Raw genomic sequence first — 23,474 nt, forward strand, 5'->3', positions numbered from 1 at the left:
TCAAGCCTTTCTGCGGGCCAGATAGCGCCCCACGAGGCGCGGCAAGGCAATGACTAGGATCAGCAGCAACCCGATGAAGATCGACATGACAATACCGGGCACATTGAGCAGGCCGAAGCCGAAGGTCACCATACCCATGACGAAGGCTGCAATGACCACACCGGGAATGCTGCCCGATCCGCCAAGGATATTGACCCCGCCAAGAACCACCATCGTGACCACTTCAAGCTCCCAGCCAAAGGCAATCGAAGGGCGTGTCGCTCCGAGCCGTGAAGTCAGACAGATGGCGGCGACGCCAGACATCAGGCCCGTCAGCAAGAAGAGTGTGAATTTGACCCGCGGCACGCGAATACCGGAGAACAACGATCCGACCGGATTATTGCCGATTGCATAGACCATCCGACCAAAGTTCGTGGCATGCAGGAGAATTGCGAAAATCACTGCCAGCGCTGCAAACAGCACCATCTCGAAGGAAATAACCCATCCCACGTATCCCTGTCCGAAAAAGGCAAAGTCGGATGGGTAGCCGGTATAGGCCTTGTCCCCCAGAACGATATACGAGATCCCGCGAAACAGGCTCATGGTGCCGATGGTGACGACAATTGAGGGCAACCCCATGCCTGTGACCAGAAAACCGTTGAAGGCGCCGCAGAGCAGCCCGACGGTCAGGCCGACGAGCACCAATGTTGGCGTATCTGCCCCCATCTGCACGGCGGCCCCCATGGCCGTGGAAGCCAGGGCAATGATCGAGGCAACTGACAGATCGATCTCACCGGAAATGATCAACAATCCCATAGCGAAGGCAATCATCGCCTTTTCGGTGAAGTTGAAGGTGGCGTCCGACAAGTTCCACGGATCGAGGAAATACGGGGAGGCAAAGGAATTGGTGATAAACACCATCACCGCAACCACCAACAGCAGAAGCTCCCAGCTGGTCAAAAACCGCCTCACCGGGGACTTCAACCGGTTGGGAAGCACGCGTCCCAAGGTCTGTGGGTCAAGAGAGGTCACGGTCATATGGCATGCTCCGCTTTCTTCAGGATGACCCGGCCCTTGGTCCGGCTCGATGCCGCGTTGAATGCCACCGCAATGATGATGGCACTGCCCGAAATCGCCAGCTGCCAGAAGGGCGAGATATTGATGACAGGCAAGGCGTTCTTGACGATGCCCAGGAACAGCGCGCCCATCAGCGCACCACCGACCGATCCGACGCCGCCGGCGATCGAGATCCCGCCGATGACGCAGGCCGCCACGACTTCCAGTTCAAAGCCTCCGGCGATGTCAACATAGGCAACGGCATAGCGAGCTACCCATAGATAACCGGTCAAACCGGCCAGCATCCCCGACAAAACGAAGGCCGCACACTGAGTGCTGCCGACATCGATGCCCGTGTAGACAGCAGCATGCGGGTTGCCTCCAACGGCGAAAAAGGCACGGCCAAGCGGCGTCCGGCTAATGAGAAGCAGAAAGGCCACAACACAGACGATGGCGATCCACGACAGCACCGGGAGCCCCAGAAAGCTGGCGCGTGGGAAGGCCTTGAAGCTGTCGCTCATTTCATGAGCGTTGATCCACTCACCGCCAGAAATCACGAAGATGATGCCGCGATAGATAGTCATCGTCCCGAGTGTCACGACAATCGGCGGGATATCCAGTTTCCAGACCAGAAGCCCATTGACCAGCCCCATCATCGCGCCAAGGCTCAGGGCAATCGCCAGAATGAGAGGAATGGGCAGACCGGGAACGGCTGTGTTGATCATGGCCACGATCATGCCCGTCAACGCTAGATTGGCCGCAACAGACAGATCAATGCAGCGCGTGACGATCACCACCATCTGCCCCAAAGCCAGAATGATCAGTGGGGCCGTGTCATTAAAAACATTGGCGAGATTGGCCGGCGCGACAAACGCCGGAAACCGGCTGGCAACGCCGATCAGCAGGGCCAGAATGGCGCCTGCCAGAATGGCCTCGCGAGATTTCAAGAACCCGGTCATGCCCGTGCCTCCTCAATGCCGGCTGCTGCACGCACCAGACTTTCCGGCGTCAGGGCTTCCCCCTCATATTCGGCGACGATACGACCTTCGCGCATGACGATCACCCGGTCCGACATGCCAAGCACCTCGGGAATTTCGGAGGAAACCATGATCACTGCGAGCCCTTGGGCGGCCAGTTCCGCCATGAACTCGTGCACCGCTGCTTTCGAGCCGATATCGATGCCTTTGGTCGGCTCATCAAGAATGATCACGCGCGGCTTCGTCGCCAACCATTTGGCAATCACGACCTTCTGCTGGTTACCACCAGACAGCTCACCAATGTCCTGATCGAGTGCTGCCGCCCGCAAATCCAGCCGCTGCGTGTACTCCCGCGCCATCTCGAACTCTTGCGCGAGTTTCAAGAACCCTTTGCGGGATGTTTGCGAAAGGGAAGCCAGCGTCACATTTTGAAAGATCGGCAGCCCCTTGATGGCCCCCTGCTTGCCCCGATCTTCCGGCACATACACAATGCCGCGATGGATCGCCTCATTGGGCGAGCGCACGACAGCCACTTTTCCGTCAATCCGGATCGCGCCCTTGGAGGGTTTGGTAATACCGAAAAGCGCCTGCATGAATTCACTGCGCCCGGCTCCCACCAGACCATAAAAGCCCAGGATCTCGCCGGCGCGCAGAGAAAAGCCGATATCCTCGAATTCGGTAGGGTGGCTGTAGCCCACCACCTTCAGCACTTCCTCACCCAAATCCGGCGCCCGGTTCGGGAAAACCTGATCGACAGCGCGGCCGACCATCATCTTGACCAGAGATTGCTCATTCACGTCGGCGATCTTGCCCGCCCCGACCTTCTCGCCATCGCGAAAAACCGTGTAGCGGTCGGCTATCCGGAAGATTTCGTCGAACTTGTGGCTGATGAACAGGATCGCCTTGCCTTCGGCTTTCAACCGCTCAACCAGCTCGTAGGTTTCTTCAATTTCCTTGTAGGAGAGCGACGCGGTCGGCTCATCCATTATGACGATCTTGGCATCGATCGAAAGCGCCCGTGCAATGGCGACGAGATGCTTGTTGGCAATGCCGAGGTCTTTCAGTGTGACATCGGGGTCGATCTGCGCGCCAATACGGTCCAGCAACTCCTTGGCGCGACGACGCAGCGTCTTCTTGTCGATCAGCCCAAATCGCCCACGTGGCGCATGGCCGATAAAGATGTTTTCCGCGACAGTCAGCTCATCAAACAGCACGGTTTCCTGATGGATCGCCGTGACCCCGGCCTTGCCCGCATCCTGGGCCGTTGGAAAGTTCAAGGGCTCTCCGCTGACCGTTATGGTGCCCTCTTCCGGCTGATAGATGCCGGTCAAGATCTTGACGATTGTGGATTTCCCCGCGCCGTTCTCACCGACAAGTGCGGTGACTTCGCCAGGGTAGAGATCAAGATCGACGCCCGACAGCGCCTTGACGCCCGGAAAGGATTTGGAGATCCCCTTGAGCGACAGGATTGGGGCCCCATCGATATGCGATTGAAGATGCACGTCTTCTCTGTCCTGCAGCTGCGCAAGCACGACCATTTTCCGGGCCTCTGGCGGTAGATTTCAGTTCAATCCGGTCCGGCTGGTGCCGGACCGGAGGCGTCAGCTCAGACTGATCGGGACTTAGAAGATGTCCTTGAAGTCATCAACGTTGGACGCGTCGTAGACGAACGGATCGGCCATGGCGCCTTCGCTGTTGTCGTCGAGCGTCAATGTACCCATGCGACCCATCGGGATTTCCGCACCGGCTTTTGCTTCGGCCACACCGGTTGCCAGATTATAGGCCAGAACGGTCGCCGAGTAGCCAAGGTCGATCGGGTTCCAGATGGCGAAGGACTTGGATGCTCCGGAGTGCACGTGACCAGCCATTTCAGATGGCAGGCCAAGACCGGTGACATTCACCTGGCCAACCTTTTCTGCATCCGACACAGCCTGGGCAGCCGCCACGATCCCGACAGAGGTCGGCGCGATGATCGCCTTCAGGTCTGGATAGGTCTGCATGAGGCCCTGAGCTTCGCGGTAAGACTTGTCGGCCAAGTCGTCCCCATAGACCGTCGCAACCACGTTGATGCCAGGATAGTTGTCCTGGACCTTAGTCATCTCTTCGATCCAGATGTTCTGGTTTGTCGCGGTGGCTGACGCGGAGAGCACGGCCACATCGCCACCATCCGGCAGGTGATCAGCGGCAAGCTTGATGATCATATTGCCGATCAGCGGGTTGGACGACGGGTTGAGATGAAGCTGACGCCCTTCAGCCGCAACGCCGGAATCCCAGGAGATCACGGTGATGCCACGCTGCATGGCCTTCTTCAACGCAGGAACCAGTGCATCCGTGTCATTGGCGGAGATCGCGATGGCATCAACCTTCTGAGCAATCAGCGCATTGATCACTTCAATCTGGCCTTCTGCCGTCGTGTCGGTCGGGCCGGTGTAGATGACTTCCACATCCCCCAACTCGGCAGCGGCTTCCTTGGCACCTTCAGCGGCAGCCTCAAAGAAGCCGATGCCCAGCGCCTTGACCACCAGTGCGATGCGCTTGGTTTCCGCCTGAGCCGGACCGGCCATGCAGACGGCTGCAACAGCCGTTGCAGCGAGAAGCTTGTTCAAGAATTTCATGTCTTCCTCCCAATTTGATCCCCCGACGCGCCTCCACACCCCGGGTCAACCTCGCTAACCGCTTCGAGCGGCCTGCGTTTGTGCCGCGCTTGACGGCGCCACAATCAATTTGACGTCTGCCTGCTCCATCATCTGGGCGGCTGCGTCTGAAATGCCTTCATCTGTAATCACGGTGCTGATCCGGCCCAATGGACACAGAATCAGACTGGAGCGGTTCTCGAACTTTGAGCTGTCTGCCAGCACAACCAATTCATCCGCCTGACCGATGAGTTTCTGCTCTGCCTGGATCAACAACGGATCTGCTTCCATCAACCCTAGCGGCCCCAAGCCCTGCGCCCCCATGAACATGCGCTTGGCATAGAAATTTCGGGTCACGTCGTTTTCGAACGGACTGAGAATAATGTTCTGCTCGCGGTAGATCGTCCCGCCAGACAACATGATCGTGTTTTTGGAATGCTTCAGGAGATGCTCAGCGATGGGGAATGAGTTGGTAAAGACTTGCAGGCGTTTGCTCGCCAGCGGGTGCACCATCTGAAAGGTGGTTGTCCCGCCATTGATGATGATGCTGTCGCCATCCTCACACAACTCCACGGCAGCGCGCGCTATAGCGCGCTTCTGAACGCCGTGCATGGTCTCGTTGACACTGAAGGGGCGCCCCGCCAACCCGACGAATTGCGGCGGATGAATGCTCTCGGCGCCACCACGAACCCGACGCAGCTTCTTTTGAACATGCAGTTGCGCGATATCGCGCCGGATCGTTGCTTCCGAGGAATCGGTCAGGGCAACCAGTTCCGCAACGGTCACCACGGGCCGCTCCTGTACCGCTGATAATATGATCCTGTGCCGTTCTTTCTCGTGCATTCCAATCCTCCAAGCCCCTCTACGCTTCCACCATCACCACTCATTGTCAATCAAAATTCGTCATAAATGATTTATATGCGCTGCAATATGATTGAACTTGATCGATTGTGATTGACAAACCGAGTGGTTCCGGCATGCTTTAGCAAAGATCGGCGTCAGTCGGTCAATACCTTGGGAGGAAGACATGTTGAACGCTGCCGCCGCACCCCGGCTTGAGAGCCTGTGGGACGATGCAAGAGTTGAGGGGATGAGCCAACCCGACCTATTGCTATATCGCTCAAACCTGCTCGGATCGGACAAGCGCATCACCAATTACGGTGGCGGCAACACCTCGGCGAAAGTCATGCAGCTTGATCCCTTGTCTGCCAAAGAAGTCGAGGTTCTCTGGGTCAAGGGCTCCGGCGGCGATGTCGGGACCATCAAGATGGACGGCTTCGCAACTCTTTACATGGACAAGCTTCGCGCACTCAAGGACATCTACCGTGGCGTTGAGTTCGAAGATGACATGGTTGGTTTCCTGCCCCATTGCACCTTCAACCTGAACCCGCGCGCTGCCTCCATCGACACCCCCCTGCATGCCTATGTACCGAAGTCCCATGTCGATCACATGCATCCGGACGCGATCATCGCCATTGCCGCGGCAAAAGACAGCAAGGCCCTGACTTCGGAGATCTTCGGTAATGACATCGGCTGGCTGCCCTGGAAACGGCCGGGATATGAGCTGGGCCTGTGGTTGGAAAAATTCTGCCTGGAAAACCCGAACGCACGCGGTGTGGTTCTGGAAAGCCATGGGCTCTTTACCTGGGCCGACGATGCCAGAACCTGCTACGAAACCACTCTGGAAATCATCAACAAGGCGATGAGTTGGTTCGAGACAAAGCTGGACGGCAAGGACGCTTTCGGCGGACCGAAACACACAGCCCTATCGCCATCTGAGCGCCAAACAGTCGCCGCGGCGCTGATGCCGGAAATTCGCGGAATGGTTTCCGCCATGCAGCCGATGGTCGGGCATTTTGAAGACAGCGATGCAGTTCTGGAATTTGTGTGCGCGCGCGATATGGAAGCACTGGCCCGCCTCGGCACCAGCTGCCCCGACCATTTCCTGCGCACGAAAATCCGCCCCCTGGTGGTCGACTTCAATCCCCAGTCCCCCGATCTCCCTGCGACGCTTGCAAGCCTGAAGCCTGCTGTTGAGGCCTACCGCGATGACTATGCCGCCTACTATGAGCGATGCAAGCATGCTGACAGCCCGGCGCTTCGAGATCCCAATGCGGTTGCCTACCTGATCCCCGGCGTTGGTATGATTACCTTCGCCAAGGACAAGGCAACGGCCCGCATCTCCGGCGAGTTCTACACCAATGCCATCAATGTAATGCGCGGGGCAGATGGCGTTTCGACCTATCAGGGTCTGCCTGAACAGGAAGCCTTCGATATCGAGTACTGGCTGCTCGAAGAAGCCAAACTTCAGCGCATGCCCAAGCCAAAGGCTCTTGCCGGCAAGGTCGCCCTCGTCACCGGCGGCGCCGGTGGCATCGGCTCCGCCACAGCAGAACGCTTTTTGCGCGAAGGCGCCTGCGTCGTTCTCGCGGACATTGATGCAACGGCGCTCGACGCCACAGCCGAACGCTTGATATCGACCTACTCAAAGGATGTCGTGCGGACCGTCACCATGGATGTCACCAGCGAAGAGGCAGTCGCAAGCTCCTTTGCCAAAGCCTCCGCCGAGTTCGGAGGCCTGGACATTCTGGTTTCAAACGCCGGCATTGCCTCTTCTGCACCAGTGGAAGAAACCTCGCTGGAGCTGTGGAACCGCAACATGTCGATCCTCTCGACCGGCTATTTTCTGGTCTCCCGTGAAGCTTTCAAACTTATGAAAAAACAAGGGATGGGCGGCTCCATAGTCTTTATTGGCTCAAAGAACGGGCTGGCTGCCTCCCCCGGCGCCAGCGCCTATTGCACGGCCAAGGCGTCCGAGCTGCATCTGGCCCGCTGTCTCGCGCTGGAAGGTGCACCAGAAGGCATCCGCGTCAATGTGGTCAACCCGGACGCCGTGCTGCGCGGCTCGAAGATCTGGTCAGGTGACTGGTTGAAGGAGCGCGCCAGCGCCTACGGCAAGGACACCACCGAACTGGAAGAGCATTATCGTCAGCGTTCCCTGCTGAAACGCTCCGTTCTGCCGGAAGACATTGCCGAAGCCAGCTATTTCTTTGCCTCGGAATTATCAGCCAAATCCACTGGTAACATCATCAATGTGGATGCCGGAAACGTCCAGGCCTTCACCCGCTAACGGGAGCTGCGATATGACCATGATCGATAGCGCTGTGGTGGCGCAGACAAATGACCTGCGAGCAAAAAACCTTAAGGCCGATTATGACGCTCTTGGGGAGCAGCTCAACCGGTGCGGCATTCCGATTGATGCCATCAAGGCGAAAGTCGCAGCTTACGGGGTTGCCGTGCCGTCCTGGGGTGTTGGAACCGGGGGAACCCGATTTGCCCGCTTTCCAGGTGAAGGCGAACCGCGGCATATCTTCGACAAGCTGGAAGATTGCGGCGTCATCCAGCAACTGACCCGTGCGACGCCTGACGTCTCCTTACATATTCCATGGGACAAGGCTGATCCTTCCGAGTTGAAAGCCAAGGCCCAGGCGCTTGGCCTCGGCTTTGATGCCATGAACTCCAACACCTTTCAGGATCAGGAAGGTCAGCCCCACTCCTACAAGTTCGGCTCACTCTCCCACACTGATGCCGCCACTCGCCAACAGGCGGTCGAACATAACCTGGAATGCATCGAGATCGGCAGGGCCATCGGCTCCAAGGCCCTCACGGTCTGGATCGGCGACGGGTCGAACTTTCCCGGTCAGAGCAACTTCACCCGACAGTTCGAGCGCTATCTCGATGCGGCCAAGCAGATCTACGCTCAGTTGCCGGGCGACTGGCGGCTCTTCACCGAGCACAAGATGTATGAGCCTGCCTTCTATTCCACGGTCGTGCAGGACTGGGGCACCAACTACATGATCGCCCAGGAGCTGGGGGAGCAAGCCTATTGCCTCGTCGATCTCGGCCACCATGCGCCCAACGTCAACATCGAGATGATCGTTGCCCGACTGGTGCAATTCGGAAAGCTCGGTGGTTTCCACTTCAACGACAGCAAATACGGCGACGACGACCTCGACACCGGATCCATCGATCCCTATCGCCTGTTCCTGGTGTTCAATGAGCTGGTCGATGCGGAAAAGCGCCAGGCACCGGGCTTCGACCCGGCCCACATGCTCGATCAATCCCACAACGTCACCGATCCGATTGAAAGCCTGATGGTCTCGGCCATGGAAGTGCAAAGAGCCTATGCTCAGGCGCTGATTGTTGACCGGCCTGCATTGGAAGGCTTCCAGCAGGAAAATGATGCCTTGATGGCGACCACCACCCTCAAGAAAGCATTCCGCACCGACGTTGAGCCGATATTGGCAATGGCTCGGGTGGAAAACGGCGGTGCGATTGATCCGGTCGCGACCTATCGTTCTTCGGGATATCGCAAGAAGGTCGCGGGGATTCGCCCGGCAGTCAGCGGGGCTGGCGGCGGGATCGTCTGAACAACAAGCAATGACATGAATCGCAAAAGCAGAAGCTTGACCTCAAGCTTCCGCTTTTGGCATTTCCAAAGCCTGCTCAAGCCGTTGAAAACCCAAAATGGCGGCGCCGATCAGTCCGGGCTCAACGCGGGCCTGCGCCGGAACCACCAAAGGCCAGCGGAATTTACGCAATGTACGCGCTCGGGTCTGTTCATCCAGCCGTTTGATCAGACCGCTCGCGTTGGATAAGCCACCGCCCACAGGAATGAGCGACGCTCCGGTCAAATTCACCAGGACAGCCAATGGGCCGGTCAGCAGGTCCACATAAACTGAAATTGTTTTTTCCGCCTGTTCATTCCCCTGCTCCCAGCAGTCGATGATCTCCAGGCTGGTCAGATTCCGGCTATGCAGATGATGGTGAATGCGCTCCAGTCCGCGAGCGCTGCAAATGGCATCAAGACACCCGGTCTGCCCGCACCCGCAGGCAAACTGCGGTACGCTTCGAGCAGGTACACCGGCCTGAATGGCGGATATGGGCCCATGACCCCATTCACCGGCATACCCACCATTTTGATTGATGAGCTCTCCCCGAACCACCAGTCCTCCGCCCACACCGGACCCCAGAATAGCGCCGAAGACGATGTCGTGCCCTTTGCCAGCGCCATACGTCGCCTCTGTCAGCGCAAAGCAGTCCGCGTCATTCGCGACCACGACTGGGAGCTTGAGGAGGCGTTCCAGATCGGCGACCAGATTCCGCCCGTGAATGCATGGGATATTCGCAACGATCATTGTGTTGATGTCCGGATCGACGATCCCGGCAATGGAAAGTGCGACGCAACTCGGCTTTTGCGGAGCCGCCTTAATCACCGCAGCCAACTGACGGACAAATTCATCGAAGTCGTCTATCGGAGTTGGTACCCGTGGGACGGGTACAACCTCTTGAGGACCATGCGCATAGGCCCCCTTGATGGTCGTGCCGCCGATATCGAAGCAGACGATCACGCCACCAGCTCCCGATGATCCAGCCATTCGCCACCGATCACGCTCGCCTGTATGTCCATGTCCTTGTTCAGAACCAGAAAGTCTGCCCGATTACCGGAGGCAAGCAGGCCGAAACCATCCAGTCCGCATGCTTCTGCGGGATAGCGCGTCGCCATGCGAACCGCTTCGTCAAGACCCATCCCGATGGTTTTGATCATGAACCTGACGCAGGACAGCATGTCGATATCAGCTCCGGCAAGTGTGCCGTCGGCCAGGGTCAGGCGACCACCTCGGCGGAAAACTTCGCGGCCATTCAGCTGGAAGCTCTGTTCAGTCGAGCCGATGGAAGACATGGCATCGGTCACCAGAAACACGTGCCCCGGGCCTCGCTTTGCATCCAGCGCAATCTGGATGGCCAACGGGTCAACGTGGTGACCATCCGCAATCAGACCACAGCTTAATTCTCCCAACCCGATAGCAGCCCCGACCAGACCCGGATCCCGGTGATGAAGCGGGCTCATGGCATTGAACAGATGCGTGACCATCGTCGCCCCGGCGGCAACGAACTTTCGGATGTCATCCAGCCCTGCATTCGAATGCCCAAGACTGACGACGACCTCGGCTTCGACCAGCGCCCGCACCTGATCCGGCGTGGTGCTTTCAGGTGCCAAAGTAACCAGCAGTTTCGGCAAGAGCAAAGCTGCTTCCACGAGGCGTTGCACGTCGTCTTCGGTCATCGGTCGAATAAGATCGGGGGAATGAGTGCCCTTGCGTGCCACTGACAAGTGTGGCCCTTCCAGATGCAACCCCGCAAAACCGGAAACTTTCGCCTGGGTTGCAGCCACACCGGCAGCAATAGCGCGCTCCGTGATCTCGGCCGTGTCCGTGATCAATGTTGGCAACAAGGCTGTCGTGCCAAATGCCCTATGCGCAGAACAGATCTTCTGAATACCAGCCAGGGATGGGTCGTTGTTCAGGAGCACTCCGCCACCGCCGTTCACCTGTAAATCGACAAAGCCCGGAACAATGAGACAGCCTTCGCAGTCGTGACGTTGCGATGCGCGTTGAAACGCCGCTTCGTCGCCAATACCCGCAACCACACTGCCACTCACAGCAAGAGCACGATCTTCATGCCACGCATGGCCGTCGAAAATGCGCGCTCCGGTAACAAGCACCGGAGAGATTTCGGTTTGAGCCGTCGGCATCATAGGGTCTCAGTCACCTTCTGCAGGACAGCCGGGGAATCCGGATTGAAATTGCGGTCTCGGGAAAGCTGTTCCACCATCTTGTAGTAGGGAATGATCTGCAAGAGAGCATCAGTCAAAGGATGCGCGCCCTCAACACACGGCAACACATGCGCAGCTTTGGCCTTGGACGACGTGACAAAGACCTCATTGCTCCTGCCAGCCAGCTGATCGGCAACGTCAACGGCAGTCATCTCGGCTTCGTCGCCAGCTGCAAAGACCAGAACCGGAAACCCATTGCCTACAAGTGAAACCGGACCATGCAGAACTTCGGCGGAAGAATAGGCCTCAGCGTGCAGTTCGCAGGTTTCCTTGCATTTCAAAGCCGCTTCGCCGGCAATCGCCAGCGAGGGACCCCGCCCGAGGAAATACAGCGACTGCGCATCCGTCAACCGATTACCAAGCGCCGACCAGTCGAGCTTCAAGGCCTGCTCTGCCTGCTCCGGCAACAGCGCCAATGCCTTTTTCAACTCCTCGTCTTCCGTCCACTCGGCCAGAATGAACAGACCAGCCACAATCGAATTGAAGTAGGTCTTTGTTGCCGCGACGGCCAACTCAGGTCCCGCAGCAAGGGAGATCGCGGCTGCGCTGGCATCTGCCAGCGGTGATGGGATCGTGTTGATCAGACCAACCGAGTAGGCACCCGACTTTGTCACCATCTCGGCGAGCGCGACGATGTCAGGGCTCTTTCCGGATTGGGAAATTGCCAGAGCCGCACTTCCCTTCAGTTTCAGGGTGCGGTTGTAAATCGAGGCGAGAGACGGCCCCAGGGAGGCGACCGGAACCCCGGCCTGCAACTCCACCGCATACTTCAGAAAGCTCGCGGCATGATCCGATGTCCCTCTGGCGACGGTTACCAGAACAGAAGGATCAAGCGATTTCAACTTGCTGCCAGCAGCCCGCATGTCTCCATCGGACTGCGACAGAAGACGAGAAATCGCTTCGGGTATCTCGCAGATCTCTTTGTACATATTGGACGGCATGTTTTCGCTTTCACTTCAGGCTGGACCGATTGCCTGCTCGGCAACCAGGTCATACAAATCACTACGGTAGAGTGTCTTGGTCACTTCGGCGACGCGGCCAGACGCCAGATAGGCGACACGCTGAACAAGCAGAGCCGCCGCGCCAGTCGGCACACATAAAAGTTGGGTTTCTTCGTCTGTCAAAAGCTGCGCTGAGATCCGGTGAATCGCGCGGACAGGTCGCGCCCCACGTACTTCCAGATGCGCGTAAAGAGAGTTGCTGACTGATTCCGGGTCCGGCAAAATAGTCTCGGGCAGAGACGCATATTCCAGCGCCATGGGAATGCCATCGGCCAGCCGCACCCGGTGAAGGCGGGCCACCCGATTGTTGCCGCTGATGCCCAATGCCATCATCTCGTCCGAATTCGGCATAAACACCCCCCGCAACAGCCATTGCGAAGACGCCACCAGGCCGCGACGTGCCATGTCCTCGGTAAAGGTTGTCGCCCGCGACAAGGGTTGATCCATACGCTGCACAGGCGCGGCCACGAATGTTCCTGACCCATGGCGCCGCACCAGAACCCCGTCTTCGACCAGAGTATCGATGGCCTTGCGAACCGTCACGCGGGACACACCGCAAATTTCCGAAATATCACGCTCCGCTGGGAGCGCATCGCCTTGAGCAAGCTGCTCAGACAGAATGGCGGCTTCGAATGCAAGTTTCAGCTTCACATAGAGAGGGCCCTCATAGCGCTCCTGAAATCCGCTCAAGCTCGGTATTCCACCCATGGCAGCCAGTCGCCCCTTGATACCTTGCCGAATGCCCCAGAGGCGAACGGCGTATTGATACCAAATAAATACCAATTTTGAGTTTGTCGAACTTTTTTTCACTCTCTCTGGCAAATCTCATCTGAGCGTTGCGCTAGGCAGCCGATTTTTCTCGCGATCCATGTTCCAAATCCAAATTATGCGTAAATTTTCTCTAATTTGGTATTGCATTGGTATCATAATTGGTTTTGAATTTTCAAAATGATATCAGATCTCAAAGACGGAAACAGGAGAACCTGCCAATTCTGACGAGACACGAGCTGTGCAGCCCATAATCATGAAATTTATTTTCATGTGACAGCCAAATTTTGGTTTTGTGTTGACCAGAACGCGCATTCGTCGCAGTTTGAAGAAAATAAATTACGTAACTGGTTTACAGATCAGAGGGTCGACAGGAATGAAAGTTGGGATCATTGGACTCGGATTCCGGCTCGGATATCTCGGGTATATCTTCAATCAGATCGATCCGGATTTCGAGATTGTCGGTTACACGGACCCCGCGCCGGCTGGCATGCCTGTTCTTGAAGAACATGGGCTCACAGCCGGGCAATCCTACGCGACACCCGAAGAGCTGATTGCAGGTCAGGAGATGGATCTCCTGATGATCGGCTCTCCCAACCATATGCACCTTGACCACATTCGCCTTGGGCTTGAAGCGGGTCTGAAAGTCTTCAGCGAAAAGCCGATTGTCATGAGCATCGAGCAGAGCTACGCGCTTGCCGAGCTGTTGAACACCCATGGTCACGACCGCCTGCTGGTCGGCCTCGTACTGCGCTACTCCCCGCTCTACAAGGATCTTCGCAAGGCTCAGGAAGACGGTCGCCTTGGCGAGGTCGTCTCCATCGAGGCTTCAGAGCACATCCAGCCCTATCACGGCGCATTCTTCATGCGCGACTGGCGGCGTTACTCGGAATACGCCGGCAGCTTCATACTGGAAAAATGTTGCCACGATCTGGATCTCTACAACGGCGTCGTTGGCGCCCGCCCACGCTTCGTCGCCAGCTTCGGCGGACGCAAGAGCTTCACCCCGGCCAATGCACCTCAAAACGCCGGGGTCAACGACCTGGAAGTCTACCATCGCAAGCCGAGCGGCTGGCAAGGCGCAGACAAGGTTTTCGACAGCGACGGTGATATCATCGACTACCAGACAGCCATCGTGGAATACGAAAACGGCGTCTCCATGACCTTCCACACCAACCTCAACGTCCCCGATGAATTCCGTCGGTTCTGCGTTGTCGGCGCGAAAGGCATGGCGGAAGGCGATTTCGTCCGTGGTTTCCTCGACGTGCATCGCGCTCATGACAATGAGAAGGTCATCGCCAACAAGTATCAGGCCCCATCAGCAACCTCGCATCACTATGGTGCGGATGAACAGATGGCCGAGGACGTATTCAAGCACATCAAGGACGGCGCGCCACTTCCGGTTTCCGCGTTGGACGCACTGGAGGCCGGTATTCTGGCTCTTGCAATGGACGAAGCCCGACTGTCGCGCAAGGTGGTCGATCTCGCCCCTGTCTGGCAACAATATGACGCTGCCCTGCACGGCGGCCAAGCCGCCGCTCTTCCCTTGAAGTCGGCATAAGGGGCTCCCAGATGAACGCCAAGAAAAGCGCTGTCATATTCGCCTGGATGTTGCTGCTGCCCTCGCTGCTCTACATCTCGGTAATCGTCATTTACCCACTTATCGACACCGTCCATCTGTCGTTCACCAACGCTTCCCTGAAAAAAACCTACAGCTACGTAGGCTGGATCAACTACGACAAGATTTTCAACGAGACCTTTGCGGCGGTGGTGATCCGGACATTTGTCTGGACCTTCTTCTCGGTGCTGATCAAAATGGTCATCGGCACCTTCGGCGCCATCATGCTGAACACCGCCGTGCCGGGACGCACCCTCTTCCGCATCCTCACAATGCCGCCCTGGATAGTCCCGATGGCAATCGGCATCTTCATGTGGGGCTGGATGTACAACGGTCAGTTCGGAATGATTTCCGGCGTCCTGCAGAATTGGGGCGTTGTCGACGGCCCGGTTGCTTTCCTCGCCTACGGATCATCCGCCTTCTGGGCCACCATCGTGACCGACGTCTGGATTGGCGTTCCGATGGTCACACTCTACATGCTGGCAGCCATCCAGTCGGTGCCTCAGGATCTTTATGAAGCCGCATGGACCGATGGCGCGGGGCGCATGTACCGCTTTCGCCGTATCACCCTGCCACTGATCATCCCGGCGCTCATCACCATGTCGATGATCTCGCTGATCTCGACCTTCAACTCCTTCGACATCATCTGGATCCTCACCCAGGGGGGACCGAGCGGCTCCACCACCACGATGATCATCGACACCTACAAGACGGCAATCGGATCCTACAAATATGGAGAAGGCGCTGCACGTGCCGTCCTGATCTGTATCTTCCTGTCGATCTTCTGCTTCTTCTACTTCCGCGTCACAAGTCGGATTTCACCGGAGACGGCACGATGAGCAACAAGAATGCCATGATCAATCGCTACGCTTGGTACGAGACGATCGCGATTTACGCCGGAATTGCCGTCTTCATGATCTTCGTCCTGGCACCCTTCGTCGAAGGCTTCCTGGTCTCCTTGAAGCCTCTCAGCCGGCTGTTCTCTTCGCCCTACAAGTTCTGGCCTGAGAACGGCTCCTTCGATGCCTATTTCACCATGTGGGATAGCGTGCCGGGGTTTGGACGATACGTCTTCAACTCGATCTTCATCTCCACCGTCGCGACTGTCATCGTCTTGCTGTTGGTGGTGCCAGCCGCCTACGCTTTCGCCCGGTTCCGCTTTACCGGTCGTGGCCCGCTTCTGGGCGCGTTCCTCGCCGTCAACATGTTCTCCGGTGCGGTGCTAATCATTCCACTGTTCCGTCTGATGCGCTCCATGGGCATTCTGAATACCTATGCGGCCATGATTGTCCCTGGCGTTGCCTTTCTCATTCCGACAGCCATCTGGCTTCTGCGCACCTACATGCTGCGGATCCCGAAAGAGCTTGAGGAAGCCGCTTATGCGGATGGCGCATCACGCATTTACACATTCCGCCGCGTGATCCTGCCTCTCGCCATGCCCGGCATCACCGTCGTGGCGATTACCACCTTCATCGGGGCCTATGCGCAGCAGTTCATCTATGCGCTGACCTTCAATTCCAAAACGGAATACATGCCTTTGCCGATTGGGCTTTTCGCCTACTTCGGCCGCCAGGAAGTGATCTGGAACGAACTCATGGCAGCCAGCTTTGTCGGCATTGCGCCTGCCATGATCGTGATTTTCTTTCTGCAACGCTATCTCGTCAACGGGCTCACCGCTGGCGCGGTCAAATAATAAAAAACCGTCCTTCCACAAGAGTTAGGGAAATCAGATGACTATGAAAGCATTGAAGTTTGGGGTTTGCGCCCTTGCCCTTGCAGGTTCCTCTGCATTCGGTGTTACGACAGCGGTTCAGGCAGAAGAAATCAGCTGGATCTACTGCGGCGACAAGATCGACCCGATCCACGAGAAGTACATTGCGGAATGGGAAGCCGCCAACGAAGGCTGGACCATCGCACCTGAAGTTGTTGGCTGGGCCCAGTGCCAGGACAAGGCAACCACACTTGCCGCAGCCGGGTCCCCGGTCGGCATGGCCTATGTCGGCTCGCGTACTCTGAAGCAGTTCGCAGAAAACGACCTCATCGTCCCGGTCCCGATGACCGATGACGAAAAAGCCAGCTACTATCCGAACATCGTCGACACAGTGACTTTCGACGGCACCCAGTGGGGCGTGCCGATCGCTTTCTCCACCAAGGCTCTCTACTGGAACAAGGACCTCTTCAAGGAAGCCGGTCTGGATCCGGAAACACCGCCGAAGACCTGGGCTGAAGAGATCGAGTTCTCCAAGATCATCTTGGAAAAGACCGGCATTCCGGGCTACGGCCTTCCAGCGAAGACATTCGACAACACCATGCACCAGTTCATGCATTGGGTTTATACAAACCAGGGCAAGATCATCGACGCCGATGGCAACATCGTGATGGACAGCCCTGAAGTTCTCGCAGCCCTTCAGGCCTACAAGGACATCACGCCTTACTCCGTCGAAGGCCCGACCGCCTACGAGCAGAACGAAATCCGTGCCGTTTGGCTGGATGGCAAGGTTGCCATGATCCAGTCCGCGTCCGGCGCCGCCGTTCGTGCAGCAGGCACCGACATGAACTGGGGTGTCACCACCTTGCCACTCGGCCCGTCGGCAAAAGGCCCAGGCACTCTGCTGATCACCGACAGCCTCGCAGTCTTCTCAGGCACAGGCGTTGAAGAAAAGGCAATCGAGTTTGCCAAGTACATCACGTCCCCAGAGCCTCAGGGCGAGTACGAGCTGCAGGGCGGCGCTGGCCTGACTCCATTGCGTCCGTCTGCCAAGGTTGATGCCTTCGTTGAAAAGGACCCATATTGGAAGCCGTTCATCGACGGCATTGCGAACGCTGGTCCCGAGCCGCTCTTCACCGACTACAAGGGCTTCCAGAACGTCATGATCGAACTGGTTCAGTCCGTTGTCACCGGTCAGGCAGAGCCGCAGGCAGCTCTTACCAAAGCCGCTGCCGATCTCGAGCAGTACAAATAAGTCACGTTGATTTCCGCCGCAGCCACTCGGTTGCGGCGGATCTTTCATTGTCTACGTTTGAAGTGCTTTGCCGCCGGGCAATGGCAATATGAGGTCAGTCTTGGGTCAGCTCTATCTCAACAAGGTGACGAAGTCCTTCGGGGATGTCGAAGTCATCAAGGGCGTTACGCTCGACATCAAGAATGGTGAATTCGTTGTATTCGTCGGCCCGTCGGGCTGTGGCAAGTCCACACTGCTGCGCATGATCGCCGGCCTCGACGACGTTTCGAAGGGCGATATCGTCATCGATGGCGAAAAGGTCAACGAACTTCCCCCCGTCAAGCGCGGCATCGCCATGGTCTTTCAGTCCTACGCGCTCTATCCGCACATGTCGGTTTTCGAGAACATCGCCTTCCCCTTGCGGGTAGAAAAAATGCCGGAAGACGAACTGAAGGCAAAGGTGGACGGCGTCGCCAAGGTTCTGCAGCTGGATCAACGCCTGCAACAGAAACCCGGCGCCCTGTCCGGTGGTCAGCGCCAGCGTGTTGCCATCGGCCGTGCCATTGTGCGCGAACCGAAGATCTTCCTGTTCGACGAGCCTCTTTCCAATCTGGACGCCGCCCTGCGGGCCGATATGCGCCTGGAATTGACCAAGCTGCATCACGATCTGGCCGCGACCATGATCTACGTCACCCACGATCAGGTGGAAGCCATGACAATGGCAGACCGCATCGTGGTGCTGAATGGTGGTTTCATCGCACAGACCGGGCGCCCGCTGGAGCTTTACCACAAGCCTCAGAACAAATTCGTTGCCAGCTTCATCGGCAATCCGAAGATGAATTTCCTCCCCGCCACCTGCACCTCCGTCGGGGATGACGGGGCCACGGTCACATGTGAGGGCCAGACCCTGACTGTGCCGGTCGAGACGCGCGCCAATCTGGTTGGCAAGCAGCTGACTTTAGGAATCCGCCCGGAGCACTGCCATCTGGCCAAGGGCGAAGTGAAGCTGAAGATCACCCCGTCCGTCGTCGAGCGCTTGGGCATCAACACGATTGTCTACTACAACGAGGGCACGGACGATGCCTTTAGCGCTCTGCTGCCAGGCGCGGCACCTGTTGCTGTCGATCAACCCGCCACCATCGGTTTCAACGCCGAGGATTGTCACCTCTTCATGGGCAATGGCGAAGCTCTCGAACGCCGCACAGAGCTGCATGAGATCGACCTGTCCCAACTCACTGGCGAATAAGCGCCTGAAACAAAAAAGCCCGCCCCGGATCCCGGAGCGGGCTGTTCTTTTACAATTGAAGACCGCTCTTACCAGACGCGGCCGCGGGCAGCGACCGGTTCCACGCGCGTCACGATGCCATTGCGCTGAAACACCATCTGATCGAACAGGTTCGACACTACACAGGTGTGGTTCGGGATGATGCGGATCCTGTCTCCAATCTGCGGCCGCGCATCTGGTGCACTTCCGGAAAGATCCACCACCCCGTGTTCCTCGGACAGGATCGTGATCACCGCTTCCGGATAATCCACCACATGCCCATAGTCCTGGAACCCCAGCAGGTCAGAAGTCAGCGCCTTTGAGCCAGCGTCGATCACCGCCCGCGTCTCGGTCGGTCGCGAAACCACCGTCGCAAGAATGGTCATCGCGCAGTCATCCAGCGTGCAATGCCCGGAACGCGCCATGGCGCGGTCGTTGTAGACATATGTACCGGCACGGTGTTCTGTTGCAGAGGGTACTTTTTCAGCATCGAACAAGCTGGGCGTGCCACCATTGCTGACAATCGGGCATGCAATGCCTTTTGCCTGCAGACCGCTCAAAGCTTCCGTGAAAAAGGCTTCTGTTTCAACCTCTCCAAATGCCTTGGGATAGGTCAGCAGCCCGGCAAAGGCCAAACCTTCACTATTGGCAATCACCTCAGCCAGCGAGATCGCATCTGCAGCAGATTGAACACCGCAGCGCCCTGCCCCTGTATCACATTCAACCAGCACCTTCAGCGACTTCTCACGTTGGCCAAAAGCTGCTGCGAGACCGTTCACGGTCGTGGCACTGTCTGCCACAACTTTCAGATCGGCAATCTGCTCATTTAGAGCCGCCAGCTCTTCCAACTTGTCCAGACCGAGAATGTTGAACGTAATCAGAATGTCCTCAAAGCCCGCGTCGGCAAAGACCTGCGCTTCAGTCACCTTCTGGCAGTTGATCCCCTTCGCCCCGGCCTTCACCTGCGCTTGCGCCACCGCCGGGATCTTGTGGGTCTTGATATGGGGACGGAAGGCCTTGCCGATCTTGTCCATATAGGACTGAACCCGATCGATATTGGCCTCAAGTCGCGTCTCGTCGATCACCGGGAGGGGCGTCGAGAGCTGCGAAACAGGCTTGCCGACCAGCGAGGCTTGCGGCGCCAACTCAGACAGCTTCTGTTCCATGGGGTGTCTCCATCATTGGCCAGATGTCCCGCCGCACATGTCTGTAGGGCGTCTGGGCGGGGGAATTCGGATAAGGCGTACCAGCCGAGCAGTACAGGATTTCTGCAGCAATCTTGCTGAAAGACGCATGGAAATGATTTGTCGACTTGATAACCAGAATCTTCTGCTGGACCGGATCGATGCCCATGACAGAAAACAATGACGGATCGAAACTCTGAGCCCGCACGGAGTTCAAAATGACATCGATCCCGTTGAGGCGAATATGAGCAGCATCCCCGAATGGCGCATAGCTTTCCCCGAAACGCATCTCGGCGTTACGCTGCAATTTGACGATTGTCACGCGACCGTCGATTGGATCTCCAGTACCCGGCGCTGACTTGGCACCGAAACGCAGTGGGATTTCCGCACCCTCGCCGGCAGCAAAACAGATCTGCACGGCGATAGGGTCCCAAATTGTGCCGACGGCAACGCCATCAGCCCCGCGCTTGAGCAGTTCAGCCAGGATGAGCGTCGCATCGCCCGCCGTCCCACCACCCGGATTGTCCCACATATCGGCAATCACGACAGGCCCGGCAGCAGACACCATCGCTTGAGACACAGCGGCATCAACAGTCAGTTGCTCCATCATGTGACACCCGCGATTGGCGAAAAGCTGCAACCCCAGCATGCGCGCCAGCTGAGCCCCCTTTTCCGGCACCCCATTGGTCACCGCGATCATCTTGGTGCCCATCTCCGGCACGTCCCCGGCCATGAAGCCGTGAATGACAGACAGGGAGAGAATGTCGTCATCCTCTTCTTCCAGTTTGTGCAACCCGTCGACGAAGGAGCGCATCGGCTCGCGGGACGTGGGAAACACATCAATCATCTTGCAGTCGAACACCGACATGACCGGCTTGATCTTCCCTTCCAGCGTATCCACTGCGATGCGCCAGAGATCTTCTGCCCTGTCGACAAAATCCGTATGGGGGAACTCCTTGAAGACCACAAAGAAGTCCGTGGCCTCGACACGCTTCGCTGTCAGATGCGAATGCGGGTCCAGCTCGGCGCAAACCAGTATGTCCGGTCCGACAATCTCGCGAACCCGTCCGAGGAAGTCGCCCTCCGGATCCAGGTAGCCATCGGCTACCATGGCGCCATGCAGACCGAGCACGACGCCGTCCACCGGCATGGCAGCCCGCAACTGATCGAGGATCTCGTCCCTCAGCCCTTCGTACGTTGCCTTATTGATCAGCCCCGCCGGATCCGCCCATGTCGCGGTGCCCTCGATCAGTGTCCAGCCCTTCTCCGCACAGACCCTTCTGCCAACCGTCAGCGGTGCCGAGCACAGCGTAGGCGTGGCCGGGTGCTCGCCGGGGGCAGCATAAAGCGAGACCTCAAAGGCCCGGCGATCGATGCAGATCGGGGAGAAGGTATTGGTTTCCGTGGCAAGAACGGCGGTGAAGAGCTGCAAGGGATATTCCTGACGTGGAAGCGGCGACGGATCTCAAGTTTCAGACTGGGTAAGGAAGATAGCCGGTGAAACCAGAAATTTTCCAGCGCCCCCCGTGAAACCGGCAGTAGTAAAGCGTCTGCCAGTTCATCGCGTCGAACCCGCCGTCGGCCTTGCGGATGCCGCCGTTGAATTTCTTGCGTACAAGCGCTGTATTTCCCTGGATATCGATTTCCTCCAACCGTGTCGCCGTGTGGATGGCGGTGCTGGCGTCTTCCGCAAGCTCCATTTTGGCGAACTCGCGCGCCTGGTTCAGCCACTCGTCGCGGTAATGAACAAGCGTCGGAAAGGCCAAAGTCCAGTCATCCGGATCCTTTGTCTTGTTCCCGCTGATGCCGAGGAATCCCTCTTCGATGAAGTCGTGTTCCACCATCGACCAATCAGCCGCCAGAAAGGCAGCAATGTCGCGTGTCACCAGCATCTCCCAGATGGCGCGGCGGCCTTCATCAACAGATGGGAAAGGATTGAGGAAAGGGTCCCGCATATCCGTACTTTCTAAATTATTTTCACAAATGGCTATTTTTCCTAGTCAAATTCGGCACATTATGGTTTCTTGTCAATCTATAAAGAAAATTTTTTGCACCAACTGCAAAGGTTAATCAACGTGAGCATCAAGAGATATGGCGCTGAAAAGGCTGGCGCCGGCGGTCAGAACCTGCCATTCGCCCGCGCCGTCGAAGCTGACGGATGGCTGCATGTCTCCGGCCAGGTGGCAATGGAAGACGGCGAAGTCATCGAAGGCGGCATCATCCCGCAGACCCACAAGGCGATCCAGAACCTGATCGCCATCCTGGAAGAAGCAAACTACTCCACTGCGGATGTGGTGCGCTGCGGCGTCTGGATCGACGATCCGCGCGATTTCTGGACATTCAACAAGATCTACCAGAGCTACTTTGGTGAAAACCCGCCGGCCCGTGCCTGCGTGCAGTCCTCCATGATGGTCGATTGCAAGGTTGAGGTCGATTGCATAGCCTACAAATCAAAGGCTTAACTGCAAACAAGATCGGCTCACGATGGACATTCTGGCAAGACTTCAAGCGGAACACGAACAGCTGTCGCAGGCGGAAAAACGTATTGCCGACATTCTGCTAAATGATTTCGACTTCGCCGTGAATGCGTCCATCGTCGAGCTGGCGGAACGTGCGGAAGTCTCGCCGCCCACAGTGACCCGCTTCTGCCGCCGGATGGGTTGCCAGAACTTCGCCGATTTCAAGGTGCAGCTGGCCAAGACCACCTTCGTCGGAGCCCGCTACCTCAACCCGGAAGCCAAGAGCACCGCACCTGCAGATGTCGCAGAAGACATTATCACCAAGGCCCAGAATGCCCTGTTCCTGTTTCACCGGTCCTTCGATGCGGATCTGGCACAGACGGTAGCCCATATTCTGTCCAACGCCGAGATGGTCTATGCCTTCGGCTCCGGCGGCAACTCTTCGCTGATTGCAGAAGAACTGCAAAACCGGCTCTTCCGCCTGGGTCTGCGCATTTCCGCCTGTTCCGACCACGGCATGCAGATGATGCTGGCAGCCGCTGCCCGCCAGCAGGATGTGGTGATCGGCTCTTCCTTTTCGGGAAGAAACGAGGAGCTCGTGAAAGTCTTCACGTTGGCGCGCGAGGCCGGCGCTACCACCGTTGCCCTGACACAAGGCGGCAGTCCGGTTGCCCGGTCCGCCGATCATGTCATTCCGGTCGACATGCCAGAGGGAAACAACATTTTCCGTCCCACCTCGACCCGCTTCGCCTATCTGGCCCTCGTCGACATTCTGGCCAATCTGACCGCCTACCAAGACAAGACGCGGGCGACAGTCACCCTGCGCCAGATCAAACAACAACTGGTTGCCTATCGGGATGAAGACGACAGGCAACTTCTCGGAGACTAACTCCCCACCCTGCGGGTTGGTCTCATTG

Annotated in this window: 21 protein-coding genes; 9 read left to right on the forward strand and 12 right to left on the reverse strand. The window is 57.5% G+C overall.

Going from position 1 to position 23,474, the window contains the following annotated elements; translation table 11 throughout:
• From J0X15_RS02325 to J0X15_RS02345, 5 genes are all read right to left on the reverse strand, one after another.
• Window positions 1-1,017: an ABC transporter permease gene (locus J0X15_RS02325; protein WP_206937905.1), complete on the reverse strand. Its 1,017-nt coding sequence runs from the start codon at window positions 1,015-1,017 to the stop codon at window positions 1-3.
• The gene (locus J0X15_RS02330; RefSeq protein ID WP_206937907.1) at window positions 1,014-1,994 is read right to left on the reverse strand and encodes an ABC transporter permease; all 981 of its coding nucleotides are present in this window, start codon (window positions 1,992-1,994) and stop codon (window positions 1,014-1,016) included. The genes J0X15_RS02325 and J0X15_RS02330 overlap by 4 nt, the downstream gene beginning before the upstream one ends.
• Complete coding sequence (locus J0X15_RS02335) at window positions 1,991-3,550, reverse strand: sugar ABC transporter ATP-binding protein (RefSeq protein WP_206937908.1); 1,560 nt, start codon at window positions 3,548-3,550, stop codon at window positions 1,991-1,993. The genes J0X15_RS02330 and J0X15_RS02335 overlap by 4 nt, the downstream gene beginning before the upstream one ends.
• Window positions 3,551-3,634: 84 nt before the next feature.
• A complete protein-coding gene (gene rhaS / locus J0X15_RS02340; protein ID WP_206937910.1) occupies window positions 3,635-4,627 on the reverse strand; it encodes a rhamnose ABC transporter substrate-binding protein in 993 nt (330 codons plus the stop codon).
• Between the two features lie 54 nt (window positions 4,628-4,681).
• A complete protein-coding gene (locus tag J0X15_RS02345) occupies window positions 4,682-5,488 on the reverse strand; it encodes a DeoR/GlpR family DNA-binding transcription regulator (RefSeq protein ID WP_206937911.1) in 807 nt (268 codons plus the stop codon).
• Window positions 5,489-5,672: 184 nt separating this feature from the next.
• Between J0X15_RS02345 and J0X15_RS02350 the strand changes: the two genes are divergently transcribed.
• Both J0X15_RS02350 and rhaI read left to right on the forward strand, forming a co-directional pair.
• Window positions 5,673-7,775: a bifunctional rhamnulose-1-phosphate aldolase/short-chain dehydrogenase gene (locus tag J0X15_RS02350; protein ID WP_206937912.1), complete on the forward strand. Its 2,103-nt coding sequence runs from the start codon at window positions 5,673-5,675 to the stop codon at window positions 7,773-7,775.
• A 13-nt stretch (window positions 7,776-7,788) separates the two neighbouring features.
• Window positions 7,789-9,075 (forward strand): L-rhamnose catabolism isomerase, encoded by a 1,287-nt coding sequence (rhaI, locus tag J0X15_RS02355; RefSeq protein WP_209015006.1) that lies wholly within the window; start codon window positions 7,789-7,791, stop codon window positions 9,073-9,075.
• A 42-nt stretch (window positions 9,076-9,117) separates the two neighbouring features.
• Here the strand turns inward: rhaI and J0X15_RS02360 are convergent, their stop codons facing one another.
• Genes J0X15_RS02360 through J0X15_RS02375 form a run of 4 tightly spaced genes read right to left on the reverse strand, consistent with a single transcriptional unit; the run spans window position 9,118 to window position 13,030 of the window.
• Window positions 9,118-10,083 carry an ROK family protein gene (locus tag J0X15_RS02360; RefSeq protein WP_206937913.1) on the reverse strand — a complete coding sequence of 322 codons (966 nt, stop codon included), beginning with the start codon at window positions 10,081-10,083 and terminating at the stop codon, window positions 9,118-9,120.
• Window positions 10,053-11,240: an N-acetylglucosamine-6-phosphate deacetylase gene (nagA, locus tag J0X15_RS02365; RefSeq protein ID WP_209015007.1), complete on the reverse strand. Its 1,188-nt coding sequence runs from the start codon at window positions 11,238-11,240 to the stop codon at window positions 10,053-10,055. The genes J0X15_RS02360 and nagA overlap by 31 nt, the downstream gene beginning before the upstream one ends.
• Window positions 11,240-12,262, reverse strand: coding sequence for an SIS domain-containing protein (locus tag J0X15_RS02370; RefSeq protein ID WP_206937914.1), 1,023 nt, complete (start codon window positions 12,260-12,262; stop codon window positions 11,240-11,242). The genes nagA and J0X15_RS02370 overlap by 1 nt, the downstream gene beginning before the upstream one ends.
• Before the next feature lie 15 nt (window positions 12,263-12,277).
• Entirely contained in the window at window positions 12,278-13,030 is a 753-nt protein-coding gene (locus tag J0X15_RS02375) for a GntR family transcriptional regulator (RefSeq protein WP_206937915.1), read from the reverse strand.
• Window positions 13,031-13,466: 436 nt separating this feature from the next.
• On the opposite strand from J0X15_RS02375, the gene J0X15_RS02380 reads away from it, so the two are divergent.
• From J0X15_RS02380 to J0X15_RS02400, 5 genes are all read left to right on the forward strand, one after another.
• Window positions 13,467-14,651 carry a Gfo/Idh/MocA family protein gene (locus J0X15_RS02380; RefSeq protein ID WP_206937916.1) on the forward strand — a complete coding sequence of 395 codons (1,185 nt, stop codon included), beginning with the start codon at window positions 13,467-13,469 and terminating at the stop codon, window positions 14,649-14,651.
• Window positions 14,652-14,662: 11 nt separating this feature from the next.
• Window positions 14,663-15,547, forward strand: coding sequence for a carbohydrate ABC transporter permease (locus J0X15_RS02385; protein ID WP_206937917.1), 885 nt, complete (start codon window positions 14,663-14,665; stop codon window positions 15,545-15,547).
• The gene (locus J0X15_RS02390) at window positions 15,544-16,401 is read left to right on the forward strand and encodes a carbohydrate ABC transporter permease (protein WP_206937919.1); all 858 of its coding nucleotides are present in this window, start codon (window positions 15,544-15,546) and stop codon (window positions 16,399-16,401) included. Before J0X15_RS02385 ends, J0X15_RS02390 begins: the two co-directional genes overlap by 4 nt.
• A gap of 43 nt (window positions 16,402-16,444) precedes the next feature.
• Complete coding sequence (locus J0X15_RS02395) at window positions 16,445-17,671, forward strand: extracellular solute-binding protein (RefSeq protein ID WP_408015316.1); 1,227 nt, start codon at window positions 16,445-16,447, stop codon at window positions 17,669-17,671.
• Between the two features lie 100 nt (window positions 17,672-17,771).
• Window positions 17,772-18,896, forward strand: coding sequence for an ABC transporter ATP-binding protein (locus J0X15_RS02400; protein ID WP_209015042.1), 1,125 nt, complete (start codon window positions 17,772-17,774; stop codon window positions 18,894-18,896).
• Window positions 18,897-18,964: 68 nt separating this feature from the next.
• Here J0X15_RS02400 and J0X15_RS02405 read toward each other — a convergent pair whose 3' ends face one another.
• From J0X15_RS02405 to J0X15_RS02415, 3 genes are read right to left on the reverse strand one after another with little or no spacing between them, the layout of a single operon-like run.
• A complete protein-coding gene (locus tag J0X15_RS02405) occupies window positions 18,965-20,080 on the reverse strand; it encodes a D-TA family PLP-dependent enzyme (protein WP_206937924.1) in 1,116 nt (371 codons plus the stop codon).
• Window positions 20,061-21,530 carry a M81 family metallopeptidase gene (locus tag J0X15_RS02410; protein ID WP_206937925.1) on the reverse strand — a complete coding sequence of 490 codons (1,470 nt, stop codon included), beginning with the start codon at window positions 21,528-21,530 and terminating at the stop codon, window positions 20,061-20,063. The genes J0X15_RS02405 and J0X15_RS02410 overlap by 20 nt, the downstream gene beginning before the upstream one ends.
• Window positions 21,531-21,570: 40 nt before the next feature.
• Window positions 21,571-22,053 (reverse strand): hypothetical protein, encoded by a 483-nt coding sequence (locus J0X15_RS02415; RefSeq protein WP_206937926.1) that lies wholly within the window; start codon window positions 22,051-22,053, stop codon window positions 21,571-21,573.
• 120 nt (window positions 22,054-22,173) lie between these two features.
• Between J0X15_RS02415 and J0X15_RS02420 the strand changes: the two genes are divergently transcribed.
• Window positions 22,174-22,560, forward strand: a complete 387-nt coding sequence (locus J0X15_RS02420; RefSeq protein WP_206937927.1) for a RidA family protein — start codon at window positions 22,174-22,176, stop codon at window positions 22,558-22,560.
• Window positions 22,561-22,582: 22 nt separating this feature from the next.
• Window positions 22,583-23,446, forward strand: coding sequence for a MurR/RpiR family transcriptional regulator (locus J0X15_RS02425; protein ID WP_206937928.1), 864 nt, complete (start codon window positions 22,583-22,585; stop codon window positions 23,444-23,446).
• The last annotated feature ends 28 nt before the right edge of the window (window positions 23,447-23,474 follow it).

The sequence above is a fragment of the Roseibium limicola genome, assembly GCF_017313085.1.
Taxonomy (GTDB): Bacteria; Pseudomonadota; Alphaproteobacteria; order Rhizobiales; family Stappiaceae; genus Roseibium; species Roseibium limicola.